Genomic DNA, 12782 nt, shown 5'->3' with positions numbered 1-12782 from the left:
AACCGATGAGGTGTTTATATGAAAAAAATTCTTGTTGTTGATGATGAAAGACCAATTTCGGATATCATCAAGTTTAATCTGACTAAAGAGGGTTATGAAGTGGTTACGGCCTTTGATGGTCGTGAAGCATTGGAGCAGTTTGAAGCTGAAAAACCAGACTTGGTCATCCTGGACTTGATGCTGCCTGAACTAGATGGTTTAGAAGTTGCTAAGGAAATTCGAAAGACAAATCATACACCAATTATCATGCTTTCAGCTAAGGATAGCGAGTTTGATAAGGTTATCGGGCTAGAGATTGGGGCAGATGACTATGTGACGAAACCATTTTCTAATCGTGAATTGTTGGCACGTATCAAAGCTCACTTGCGTCGTACAGAGACTATTGAAACAGCAGCAGAAGAAAGCTCTAACTCAGGCAAGCAGGAGATTTCAATTGGTGAGTTGATTATTGTTCCAGATGCATTTGTTGCTAAAAAACGTGGAAATGAAGTCGAACTCACACACCGTGAATTTGAGTTGCTTTTCCATTTGGCAACTCATATGGGACAAGTGATGACGCGTGAACATTTGCTTGAAACTGTTTGGGGTTATGACTATTTTGGTGATGTTCGTACGGTTGATGTAACCATTCGTCGTCTCCGTGAAAAAATTGAAGACACACCTAGTCGTCCTGAATATATTTTGACGCGTCGTGGTGTTGGTTATTATATGAAGAATTATGACTAGTATTGGCTTAAACATCACAAGCTTTGAACTAGCCTTACTCTTTACGCTCCTTTTTGTGGCTTTCTACTTTATTTTTCTTGCTTATCGTGATTATCGACGAGTCAAAAATATTCGAAAGTTGACCAAGAGAGTCAAGTCCCTAATGGCAGGTAACTATAATGAGGAGTTACGCTTAAAGGGTGATTCAGAGCTTTTAGAGTTAGCTGACAGCTTGAATGATTTATCGGACGTTTTTCGTTTGACGCATGAAAATCTAGCCCAGGAAAAAAACCGCTTATCATCAGTCCTCTCTTATATGAGTGATGGAGTCATTGCGACTAATCGACGTGGTCAAATTACCATGATTAATAGCACAGCTCAACGTTTGTTGAATCTAGATTTTGAAACAGCGAAACAGATGTCCATTTTAGATTTATTAGATGGCGAAAATCCCTATACTTATAATGAATTGTTATCTAAGACTCCTGAGATTCATTTGTCTCGTCGAGATGCCAACGATGAGTTTGTGACCCTACGCGTTAACTTTGCCCTTATTCGTAAAGAATCTGGTTTTATCTCAGGTCTGGTTGCCGTCCTTCACGATGCTACTGAGCAGGAAAAAGAAGAGCGGGAACGCCGACTCTTTGTATCAAACGTTAGTCATGAGTTGCGTACACCTTTGACTTCTGTAAAATCTTATCTGGAGGCACTTGATGATGGTGCTCTTGACGAAGAGATTGCCCCTAACTTTATCAAAGTTTCTTTGGATGAGACCAATCGTATGATGCGAATGATTTCTGACCTCTTGGCACTGTCTCGTATTGACAATAAGAGTACCCAGCTTGACGTTGAAATGACTAATTTCACGGCCTTCATGACCTATATATTGAATCGTTTCGATCAGATTAAGAGTCAAGAAACCAATACAGATAAAACTTACGAAATTATTCGAGATTATCCGGTAAACTCGATTTGGGTGGAGATTGATACAGATAAGATGACCCAGGTCGTGGATAATATCCTTAATAATGCTATCAAGTATTCGCCTGATGGTGGTAAGATTACAGTGTCTATGAAGACAACTGATTCACAGTTGATTGTTTCTATTTCTGACCAAGGTTTAGGTATTCCTAAGAAGGATTTGCCGTTAATTTTTGACCGTTTTTACCGTGTTGATAAGGCTAGAAGTCGTGCTCAGGGTGGAACTGGTCTTGGCTTGTCCATTGCAAAAGAAATTATTAAACAACATAAGGGCTTTATTTGGGCTAAGAGTGAGTATGGTAAGGGTTCAACTTTTACAATTGTGCTTCCATATGACAAGGATGCCATGATGGTTGATGAATGGGAGATGTAGTAGAAATGACCTCAGATTTAGGATTTAAATATAGTATTTTGGCTTCAGGGTCAACTGGTAATTCCTTTTATTTGGAGACTCCAGAAAAGAAGATTCTTGTGGACGCTGGTTTGTCTGGTAAGAAAATCACAAGTTTGCTAGCTGAAATCGATCGTGATCCGAGTGATCTGGATGCTATCTTAGTTACTCATGAACACAAGGATCACATCCATGGTGTAGGCGTTTTAGCTCGTAAATATGGCATGGATATCTACGCCAATGAGAAAACCTGGCAAATTATGGATAGTAAAAATATGCTTGGCAAGATTGATAATAGCCAGAAACATGTTTTTTCTCGTGACAAGCTTCTGACCTTTGGAGACATTGATATTGAGTCTTTTGGAGTTAGTCACGATGCTATTGATCCACAGTTCTATCGCTTTATGAAGGATGGAAAAAGTTTTGTAATGCTGACGGATACGGGTTATGTTTCTGATCGCATGGCAGGTATTATTGAGAATGCTGATGGCTATTTGATTGAGTCCAATCATGATATTGAAATCCTCAGAGCAGGTTCATATCCTTGGTCAACTAAGCAACGTATCCTCTCTGATCAAGGTCACTTATGTAATGAAGATGGAGCGGATGCTATGATTCGTACCATAGGTAACAAAACTAAAAAGATCTACTTGGGTCACCTTTCTAAAGAAAATAATATCAAGGAGTTGGCCCATATGACGATGGAAAATCAGCTGGCACGTGCTGACTTTGGTGTTGGAACTGACTTCAAGGTTTATGATACCTCACCAGACACAGCGACACCACTGACAGATATTTAAAACATAGCAAAAGAGCTACACTAATGCGTTTAGTGCAGCTTTTTAAAAGGAAAGTATTCATGAAAGTAATTTATCTCTCTCTTGGAATGTTGTCGTTAGGTTTGGGAATTCTTGGAATTCCGCTTCCAATCTTACCCACAACACCTTTTCTACTTTTAGCCATTGCTTGCTTTGCTAGAAGTTCTAAACGTTTTGAGAAATGGTTATATCATACTAAGCTATATCAAAGTTATGTAGCCGATTTTAGAGAAACCAAATCAATTGCCAAAGAACGAAAGAAAAAGATTATCATCCAAATCTATGTTTTGATGGGAATTTCAATCTTTTTTGCACCTATCCTTTGGGTGAAAATCGGACTTTTTTGCTTGACAGTCTTCATCACCTATTATTTATTTAAGGTTATTCCTGATAAAGACTAAGCTATCATCAAAAAATGAGACTTCCAAGATGGAGTCTCATTTTATATATTATTAATGTTTGCTACGTAATTTCTTACGGAGTTTATAGGCAAAATTGGCTAGTCCGTAAAGAGGGCTAACTGGAAGGTTAAATTCCCCAATAAATTGTTCAATGCGTGGGTTAAATTTTGACTTGAAATTGTACAAGCCACCATCAAGCGAATTTTCAATTCCTCCCATGTTTTGCCACTCGGCACCACGCTCGAAAGCGTGATTAGCTGTCTCATACCATGTCAGGATAGCCGGTTGATAACGGCGGTAGTCTTCATCCATTCCTGCATAGATATTCTCAGATGTCTTGCCAAATTCAAGAACGAGTGTACCTGAGAGTGGGACCGTCTTATTTCCAGCATCAACCTTTTCTTGAAGGAAGTCAATTTCTTCTTTTAGTCTTTTATGTTCTTGTTTATTGTTCTCGATTTTTCCTGGTTTAGTTTTTTCAGTAAACTTGGCTGCATCAGCAATGTTTTTTTCGAGTTGTTTATTGAGATCTTTGAGACGGGCTGGTAAATCTAGTGTTGAGAGTGTAATGTAAGAAGACTCTGGGTAAGTAGTCAACAACTTTTCATAATAATCGATTCCACGAAGGTGGATGTTTTTACGGGCCTCTGTCTTCTTCATCAGTGAAGCGAATTGTTCAAGAAGCTCAGTGCCACCAAATTGGACTGAAATCCCCTTGTTTCGAGCAGTACGAACAGCCTGCTTGGTGCTCTTAGAGAGTTGTTCTTCAGTGAAATCTTCCTTATGGATGTTAGCCTGGAAGCGAGGTTGGATATTTTCAGACATATCTTCAGTGAGGCCTGTCCATTCAACGCCAAGAGCCTGGATGTCTTTGGCAATCGCCATAGTCTCTTTACGGATTTCAGCTTCTTGTGAAATCAGGTTCTTTGTCACAAAAAGGCTTGGGTCAAATTTCACAAAGAGAGCACGCTTTGTTTTGGCATATTTTTTAAGTGAAGCCATAACAAAGGCGAGCAAATCTTTATCTTGATAATCCATAATAGGTCCACGAGGAATATAAATCATAGAAAAGCCAAGAGGGAGTGGCTGAATAAGGACACTAGCGACAGCAATGAGGTTACCATCTTGATAGAAACCTAGGCGGTCATTTCCCCAGCTATCCTTGATTTTAGCCCATGAACTACTTTGTAATAAGTTTGTTTGAGGACTATCTATAACAAAACGGTCATGCTCAGAAGTACTGAGTCCAGTTTTATAGGTATACATATTATTCTAGAACCCACTTTCTAATAGCATAAGCGACACCAGATTCATCATTTGATTTTGTGATGTGTTTCGCAATTTTCTTCATTTCTGGATTACCATTTTCCATAACAACAGGAGAGCCAACGACTTCAAGCATAGCACGGTCATTTTCTTCATCACCGATAGCCATTGTTTCTTCTTTAGAAAGACCGAGTTTCTCAGCAAGATGGGTTACAGCAATTCCTTTGTTGGCTGTTTTCTTGAGAATTTCTAGGTAAAATGGTGTTGATTTTACAATAGTAAAGCGGTCATAAAATTCCTGTGGAAGTTTGGCAATAGCTGCATCAAGAATTTCAGGTTCATCGATATACATGGCCTTAACGAATTCCTTGTCAGCCACCTCTTCAGGTGTACGATAGTAAATCGGCATATGAACAAGTGTAGACTCATGAACCGTGTAGCGGCCAATGTTGCGATTACTTGTGTAGATACCATCTTTAGTAATAGCGTGAGAATGAACACCAAGCTTGTTAGCCAAAACCTCAATGTCAAGGTAGTCTTCGTATGAGAGTGTCTCACGAATTAATTCATTACCAGTAGAAGTTTCTTGGACAAGCCCACCATTGAAGGTGATAACATAATCTCCGTCTTGGTTGAGGTTAAGTTCTTCAAGAAGAGGAAGCACCCCAGGAATAGGACGACCAGTCGCGATAACAACCTTTACACCAGCAGCCTTGGCATCTTGAATGGCTTGAAAGACTTCCGGTGTAACTTGACGTTGGCTATTTAAAAGCGTTCCATCAATATCAACTGCAATAAGTTTAATAGACATAATAATTACCTGTTTCGTTTAGTTAGTTTCCCTTCTATTTTACTAAAATTTAGGCGCTTTGTCATAGTTCTTCCTGAGAAAAGTATTATTGCCTCTTTAAAGAAGTAGTTTAGGTAAAAATTGCCCAAATGCTTTTTAATTGGTAAAATAAGGTCAGACAAATAAAGGAGAGACAAGAGTGATTCGAGTAACCAACCAATTGACAGAAAAAGAACGAAAGGCAGCAAAAGCATTGATTGCTAGCTGTCAAGCCTATGACCAAACCTTTCGAGAACCTTATCTCTCCAATATGCTTAATTTTGATCCCAATATGCCGGCCTTTTTCCTCTATTATCAAGAGGGAGAGTTGATTGGTTTATTAACGGTTTATGCGGATGACCATGATGTGGAAGTGGCGATTTTAGTTGCCCCAGATTATCGCCGCAAAGGCATTGCGAGGAGTTTGTTTGACAAATTTCAGAAGGAAATGGCATCTTACCCTATTCGCTCAGTGACCTTTCAGACGGAGCGTGTTTTTCTCGATCATCATCCTGATTTGGCAAGTCATTGGGATTTGGTTGAAGATGAAGAGACGGAAACCTGGCTAGGGAGAGACAGAACACCATATGCTCTGGATTCCTGTTCAGATGTCAAGGTGCTCTTAGCTGAACCTTCTTACCTAGATGCAATTGCCCATCTCCACCACCAAGCCTTTTCTGATGCAGAGCAAACACTCGAAGTAAGTCGCAGATACATTACAGAGGCATTGAAGGACTCTGATGGCCTACTTTACATCCTCATCAAAGAAGGTCAAGTGATTGGAGTTTGTACGGTCGATTTATCTGGGAATAGCAACTACCTTTATGGACTTGCCGTAGCAGAAGCCTATCGTGGCCAAGGCTATGGAAGCTATCTGGCAAAATCAGTCGTCAATCAACTCATTGCGCAAAATGACAAGTCCTTCCAAATTGCAGTGGAAGATAGCAATGTAGGTGCCAAACGCTTGTATGAAAAGATTGGCTTTGTCAAACAAACCCAGGTGGTTTACTTGAAGCAGAAAGGGTAAACGCAATGTTGAAACTCTCTTTGAGGTTAGAGTTGCTATCGTCTTAAGTAAAAAGTAGTTATAGAACAGAAAGGAGTAATCAATGGAAATTAAAATCAAAAACAAAATTAAAGTAGGCGATCAAACGGAAATTATCGAAGAAATCCACACTTGTGAGGTTATGGAAAAAGGGGATTATACCTATCTTGTTCATCATAATTCCGAGAAAGAAAAAGTGGTTATTAAGTTGAATCAGGATGAGCTAGTGATGACACGCTTTTCTAATCCTAAATCCATTATGCGTTTTTCTGCTAAAGTACCTGCCTTGGTCCACATTCCGACACCGCTTGGTACCCAGCATTTTCTGACAGACACTAGTTTATTTGCCCATGACTCTAATGGACAGACAGTTGATATTCATTATCAATTGAAACATCCAGAAACAGAAGATGTTTTTGCTGATTATGAATTAGAAGTTTCTTGGTTTTAATTTTTGAAAAAATAGAATCATTTTGCTTGAATAAAGAATAATTTATGATAAAATGTTTAGTACAAATAAGGGAGTAGCAGGTGACTGTAATCATGAGATTTGATTAACAGTTGCGATTATGTCGTCATTACGAAATTTTATATTTCCGGCATATTCTTAAACAGCGAGACTTGTTTTTTATTAAACAAGTCTCTTTTTGTATAAAAAGAGTCTTGTTAGCCATTTTTCCCTATATAGAAGGAGGAGATTATTTTGTCTAAAGAACAAAGTAAAACCTTGTTTTACACACAAGGAGAGGAAGAAGTCCTAAAAAACTTGGACACTTCTGTTGATGGTTTGTCTACTGCACAAGCCAAGGAACGTTTAGATGCCTATGGCTATAACGAGTTGGATGAAGGTGAAAAACGCAGCCTCTTGTCAAAATTCATCGATCAGTTTAAAGATTTGATGATTATCATCTTGCTTGTCGCAGCCGCACTTTCTGTTATTACAGAAGGTATGCATGGTCTGACCGATGCCTGCATTATTTTAGCCGTTGTTGTTTTGAATGCAGCCTTTGGTGTTTATCAAGAAGGACAAGCAGAAGCGGCTATTGAAGCTCTTAAAAACATGTCAAGCCCTCTGGCTCGTGTGCGTCGTGACGGCAATGTGGTTGAAATTGATTCACGCGAATTGGTTCCTGGAGATATCGTCTTGCTTGAAGCTGGTGATGTTGTCCCTGCGGATATGCGTTTGCTCGAAGCTGCCTCACTTAAGATTGAAGAAGCAGCCCTTACCGGTGAATCCGTTCCAGTTGAAAAGGATATTACTGAGACGGTTGAAGCAGAAGCCGGAATTGGTGACCGTGTGAATATGGGGTACCAAAACTCAAACGTTACTTACGGTCGTGGTACTGGAGTGGTTACCAATACTGGTATGTATACTGAAGTTGGTAAGATTGCTGATATGCTAGCTAATGCGGACGAATCACAAACGCCGTTGAAACAAAGCTTGGAGCAATTGTCTAAGACTTTGACTTATCTTATTATTGCTATTGCCTTAGTGACATTCTTGGTTAGTGTCTTCATTCGTGGCGAACAGCCCCTCGAAGGCTTGATGGTTGCCGTTGCTCTAGCCGTTGCAGCGATTCCTGAAGGTTTGCCTGCTATTGTAACGATTCTCTTGTCACTTGGAACAACGACTCTTGCCAAACGCAATTCGATTGTTCGTAAATTGCCAGCTGTTGAGACTCTTGGTTCAACTGAGATTATCGCATCAGATAAGACTGGTACCTTAACCATGAACCAAATGACTGTTGAAAAAGTCTATACAAACGGTCAATTGCAAAGCGCTGCTACAGAACTTGGTGCTGACAATACAACCCTTCGTATTATGAACTTTGCCAATGATACCAAGGTGGACCCAGATGGTAAGCTAATTGGGGATCCAACGGAAACAGCCCTTGTTCAATTTGGTTTGGACCACAACTTTGATGTTCGTGACGTCTTGAAATCAGAGCCTCGTGTGGCAGAGTTGCCATTTGACTCTGACCGTAAACTCATGTCTACTATCCATAAGGAAGCGGATGGTACATACTTTGTAGCCGTCAAGGGTGCGCCTGACCAATTGCTCAAACGTGTGACTCGTATTGAAGTCAATGGGGAAGTTCGCCCAATCACAGAAGAAGACAAACAAGCTATCCTTGCTACCAACAAAGATTTGGCCAAACAAGCACTTCGTGTCTTGATGATGGCTTATAAGACAACGAATGAGATTCCTACCTTGGAATCTGAGGTTGTTGAGTCTGATTTGATTTTCTCAGGCTTGGTAGGTATGATTGACCCAGAACGTCCTGAGGCGGCAGAAGCTGTTCGTGTCGCTAAAGAAGCGGGTATCCGTCCAATTATGATTACAGGTGACCACCAAGATACGGCAGAAGCCATTGCCAAGCGTCTCGGTATCATCGATCCAAATGATACGGAAGATCATGTCTTTACTGGCGCTGAGCTTAATGAGCTATCTGATGAAGAATTCCAGAAAGTCTTCAAACAGTACTCTGTCTATGCGCGTGTGTCTCCTGAACACAAGGTTCGTATCGTCAAGGCTTGGCAAAATGATGGCAAGGTTGTTGCCATGACAGGTGACGGAGTTAATGATGCGCCTTCACTTAAGACTGCTGATATTGGTATCGGTATGGGAATCACAGGTACAGAGGTTTCTAAGGGAGCTTCTGATATGGTTCTTGCCGATGATAACTTTGCGACAATTATCGTTGCCGTAGAAGAAGGGCGTAAAGTCTTCTCTAATATTCAAAAATCAATCCAGTACCTCTTGTCAGCCAACATGGCCGAAGTCTTTATTATCTTCTTTGCCACACTGTTTGGTTGGGATGTGCTTCAACCAGTACACCTTCTCTGGATTAACTTGGTAACAGATACCCTTCCAGCCATCGCTCTTGGTGTTGAGCCAGCAGAACCAGGTATTATGACTCATAAACCTCGTGGACGTCAATCGAACTTCTTTGATGGTGGTGTCTTCGGTGCTATCATGTATCAAGGTGTTTTCCAAACCATCCTCGTTCTTGCAGTATATGGTTGGGGCCTTGTCTTCCCAGAGCACCATACACAAGCAGAAATTCATGCGGATGCCCTTACAATGGCTTTTGCAACACTTGGATTAATTCAGTTGCTCCATGCCTTTAACGTTAAATCTGTGTATCAATCAGTCTTTAAAGTTGGTCTCTTTAGAAACAAGACTTTCAACTGGGCAATTCCAGTAGCCTTCGTTCTTTTGATGGCAACTATTGTAGTGCCTGGATTTAATAACCTCTTCCATGTGTCACACCTTAGTCTGACACAATGGCTTTCAGTTATTGTAGGTTCCTTCTTGATTGTGGTATTGGTTGAATTAGTCAAAGCTATTCAACGTGCCCTTGGTAAGGATAAGGACGCTATTTAAGACATAAAGTCAGAGATATTGGTCTCTGGCTTTTTCTTATCACATCTTGAATTCAGGAGGAGTCTTATTTATAATTGAAGAGAAATGATCACAAGTTAAGGAGAAGGCCATGAACGAGACTATTAAGGCACAACTCAATCACCGTAGCATCCGTCAATTTAAACCTCTAGCTTTGACACGAGAAGAAGTTAACCTTTTGGTTGATGTTGCAAGACATACAGCAACGAGTAATTTTAGACAGTCCTATTCGATTATCAGTATTACTGATGAAACATTGAAGAAAGAAATTGCAGAGATTGCCAACCAGCCTTATATTCCAAATGCTGGGCATCTTTTTGTATTTGTTGTGGACCAAAGACGTAACACACTGATTGCAGAGGCAAAAGGCGCTAAAGCCTTGGTCCAAGGTAGTCCTGAACGCTTTATTTCGGCCTTCTCGGATGCTATGATAGCTGCTCAAAATATGGTAGTAGCTGCTGAGAGTTTAGGTATGGGAACAGTTTACCTTGGCAGTATCTTGAATGATAACGCTAAACTTTCAGAGCTTCTCAAACTTCCAAAGTATGTCTATCCAGCAGTAGGATTAGCAGTTGGTTGGCCAAATCAAGAACCGCAGCTTAAACCTCGTTTACCCCGTCACGTCATCCATATGGAAAATTATTATCGGGACTTAGAACATCCCTTAGAGGAGCTAAAAGATTACGACGCTGAAGTTCATGAATATTATGACCTTCGTGATCTCAATAACAGAGTTGATGAATTTACAACACAGATTGCAAAGACAATGGATCAATCCGTTGCCAATCGTGCGAATACCTTGAAGGACCTTCAAAAGCAGGGATTTTTCACCGACTAAAAAACGACTCCTAAAGAGTCGTTCTACAAATCAAATAGTGTCATGGATGAAAGGAACTCATTTGCCAGTTCCTTTTTTTCATATTCTAAAAACTCCGACCGTTTCTTGACTAGGTTGTAACGTTTGGAGAGGTTCCATGTTCCAGTAGGATTGAGTTCAGGGTGATTGGAAACAAAGTTGATGGTTAAATCCCATTCTCGTCGGTATCCAAGAGGACGCGAGTGATAGGTTACGCCATCAATAGTTACCGTCCCATAACTGCGGTGGGCATGACCAAAAACAACATCTTTAACGCCATGCTTGGCGAAAATCTGGTGGAATTTTTCCGAGCCTAAGTAGGCATTAAAAGGTGCAAAACGTTGATGCGTCATGGTAAAGCGGCTGTGAGGAACAAAATGCATGGCAACTATAAGGTTACTAGTGTCTAACTCACTTAAGACATTATCTAGCCTTTTAAGACTAGTTTGACAGATATCCGGATCAGTCCCCAATCGTTTAAGTCGTCGGTCGAACCAAAGTTGTTTCTTACGTTTAAGAATCTTATCTAACGTTTCATCTGAATAGGAATAATCATACCAGCCATGAAAAGCCAATAATGTCTTACTACCTAAATTTATCACCTGAAAATCAAGATTATCAATAAGGTTATCTTCTAAATCAAGCATATCATGATTGCCTAAATTATAGGTGACCTTGACCTCCTTAGACAGTTTTCGTAGAAAAGGTTTTGTGTCGATAAAATAATGGTTAGAAATATCACCAGCGATATGGAGATGGCTAACCTCTTGATTTTTTAGGCACTTTATAAGAGTATCAATTTCATATGTTTCAAAGTGATTTATATCAATATGTAAATCACTCATTACTGCAAGTCTCGTCATAGAAACATTGTAACAAAAAGGTTAAGGCTTGTCTGTAAATGAAGATGGTGGAAAATACTTGCCCTTAGACTACAATTTCATTATGATAAGAATATGGATATCAAATTAGAAATACAAAAGATGGCCAAGGAGATTGGCATTTCAAAAATTGGTTTTACTACCGCCGATGATTTCGCCTATCTGGAAAAATCCCTTCGACTTGGTGTCGAAGAAGGGCGAACAACAGGCTTTGAACATAAAAATATTGAAGAGCGTATTTATCCTAAGTTGACCTTGGAATCAGCTAAAACCATCATTTCCATTGCAGTTGCCTATCCGCATAAGCTGCCACAACAACCCCAAAAAACAGAATATAAGCGTGGTAAAATCACTCCAAATTCATGGGGTCTAGATTATCACTATGTTTTGCAGGACAAACTAAGACGCCTGGCAGAAGGCATTGAAAAACTGACGGAAAACTTCGAATATAAAGGTATGGTGGATACTGGAGCCTTGGTCGATACAGCAGTGGCCAAGCGAGCTGGTATTGGCTTTATCGGAAAGAATGGACTAGTTATTTCGAAAGAATACGGGTCCTACATGTATCTTGGCGAGCTTATCACTAATCTAGAGATTGAACCAGACCAAGAAGTTGATTATGGTTGTGGGGATTGTCGTCGTTGTTTGGATGCCTGTCCGACATCTTGTCTCATTGGCGATGGGACTATGAATGCTCGTCGTTGCCTATCCTTTCAAACACAGGATAAAGGCATGATGGATATGGAGTTTCGAAAGAAGATAAAGACTGTTATCTATGGTTGTGACATTTGTCAGATTTCCTGTCCATATAACAGAGGTATCGATAATCCGCTGGCTTCGGACATTGATCCTGAGCTTGCCATGCCCGAATTACTTCCTTTTCTTGAGCTGACCAACAAATCTTTCAAGGAGAAATTTGGGATGATTGCCGGTTCATGGCGCGGGAAGAATATCCTTCAACGTAATGCTATTATTGCCTTGGCTAACCTACATGATCGAAATGCTATTGTCAAACTGATGGAGATAATTGATAAGAATAATAATCCCATCCATACAGCGACTGCCATTTGGGCTCTCGGTGAGATTGTTAAGAAACCCGATGAGGCTATGTTAGATTACATGAGGGAACTGTCACCTAAGGATGAAGAATCCCAAGCGGAGTGGGAGCTTGTGTGTGCAAAATGGCAAATTTAAGTGATTTAT

The 12782-nt window shown here is 40.2% G+C and carries 12 protein-coding genes; 9 read left to right on the top strand and 3 right to left on the bottom strand.

Annotated features, from left to right (window positions below; genetic code table 11):
* Nucleotides 1–18: 18 nt before the first annotated feature.
* From yycF to H7T99_RS00540, 4 genes are read left to right on the top strand one after another with little or no spacing between them, the layout of a single operon-like run.
* Complete coding sequence (gene yycF, locus H7T99_RS00555; RefSeq protein WP_037600497.1) at nucleotides 19–726, top strand: response regulator YycF; 708 nt, start codon at nucleotides 19–21, stop codon at nucleotides 724–726.
* Nucleotides 719–2059 (top strand): cell wall metabolism sensor histidine kinase VicK, encoded by a 1341-nt coding sequence (vicK, locus tag H7T99_RS00550; RefSeq protein ID WP_037600500.1) that lies wholly within the window; start codon nucleotides 719–721, stop codon nucleotides 2057–2059. The genes yycF and vicK overlap by 8 nt, the downstream gene beginning before the upstream one ends.
* A gap of 5 nt (nucleotides 2060–2064) precedes the next feature.
* Nucleotides 2065–2877, top strand: coding sequence for an MBL fold metallo-hydrolase (locus H7T99_RS00545; protein ID WP_037600654.1), 813 nt, complete (start codon nucleotides 2065–2067; stop codon nucleotides 2875–2877).
* 59 nt (nucleotides 2878–2936) lie between these two features.
* Nucleotides 2937–3296: a YbaN family protein gene (locus tag H7T99_RS00540; RefSeq protein ID WP_037597735.1), complete on the top strand. Its 360-nt coding sequence runs from the start codon at nucleotides 2937–2939 to the stop codon at nucleotides 3294–3296.
* Between the two features lie 51 nt (nucleotides 3297–3347).
* On the opposite strand, the gene H7T99_RS00535 is transcribed toward H7T99_RS00540, so the two are convergent.
* The gene (locus H7T99_RS00535; RefSeq protein WP_037600502.1) at nucleotides 3348–4562 is read right to left on the bottom strand and encodes an aminoacyltransferase; all 1215 of its coding nucleotides are present in this window, start codon (nucleotides 4560–4562) and stop codon (nucleotides 3348–3350) included.
* A gap of 1 nt (nucleotide 4563) precedes the next feature.
* Nucleotides 4564–5373 carry a sugar-phosphatase gene (yidA, locus tag H7T99_RS00530; protein ID WP_002890845.1) on the bottom strand — a complete coding sequence of 270 codons (810 nt, stop codon included), beginning with the start codon at nucleotides 5371–5373 and terminating at the stop codon, nucleotides 4564–4566.
* A 178-nt stretch (nucleotides 5374–5551) separates the two neighbouring features.
* On the opposite strand from yidA, the gene H7T99_RS00525 reads away from it, so the two are divergent.
* The 4 genes from H7T99_RS00525 (at nucleotide 5552) to H7T99_RS00510 (ending at nucleotide 10680) form a co-directional block, all read left to right on the top strand.
* Nucleotides 5552–6418: a GNAT family N-acetyltransferase gene (locus tag H7T99_RS00525; RefSeq protein ID WP_037600504.1), complete on the top strand. Its 867-nt coding sequence runs from the start codon at nucleotides 5552–5554 to the stop codon at nucleotides 6416–6418.
* An 82-nt stretch (nucleotides 6419–6500) separates the two neighbouring features.
* Nucleotides 6501–6887, top strand: a complete 387-nt coding sequence (locus H7T99_RS00520) for a DUF1934 domain-containing protein (protein ID WP_037600507.1) — start codon at nucleotides 6501–6503, stop codon at nucleotides 6885–6887.
* A gap of 252 nt (nucleotides 6888–7139) precedes the next feature.
* Entirely contained in the window at nucleotides 7140–9824 is a 2685-nt protein-coding gene (locus H7T99_RS00515; protein ID WP_037600511.1) for a cation-translocating P-type ATPase, read from the top strand.
* A gap of 109 nt (nucleotides 9825–9933) precedes the next feature.
* A complete protein-coding gene (locus H7T99_RS00510; protein ID WP_037600514.1) occupies nucleotides 9934–10680 on the top strand; it encodes an NADPH-dependent oxidoreductase in 747 nt (248 codons plus the stop codon).
* Between the two features lie 23 nt (nucleotides 10681–10703).
* Here H7T99_RS00510 and H7T99_RS00505 read toward each other — a convergent pair whose 3' ends face one another.
* Nucleotides 10704–11561: a metallophosphoesterase gene (locus H7T99_RS00505; protein ID WP_037600516.1), complete on the bottom strand. Its 858-nt coding sequence runs from the start codon at nucleotides 11559–11561 to the stop codon at nucleotides 10704–10706.
* 93 nt (nucleotides 11562–11654) lie between these two features.
* On the opposite strand from H7T99_RS00505, the gene queG reads away from it, so the two are divergent.
* Nucleotides 11655–12773: a tRNA epoxyqueuosine(34) reductase QueG gene (queG, locus tag H7T99_RS00500; protein ID WP_037600519.1), complete on the top strand. Its 1119-nt coding sequence runs from the start codon at nucleotides 11655–11657 to the stop codon at nucleotides 12771–12773.
* Nucleotides 12774–12782 lie beyond the last annotated feature (9 nt).

Origin of the sequence: Streptococcus sp. 17.1 (assembly GCF_016648655.1) — a bacterium.
Classification (GTDB): domain Bacteria; phylum Bacillota; class Bacilli; order Lactobacillales; family Streptococcaceae; genus Streptococcus; species Streptococcus salivarius_E.
The sequence above is the reverse complement of the archived record's forward strand: the minus strand, read 5'-3'. Positions and strand labels throughout refer to the sequence as shown.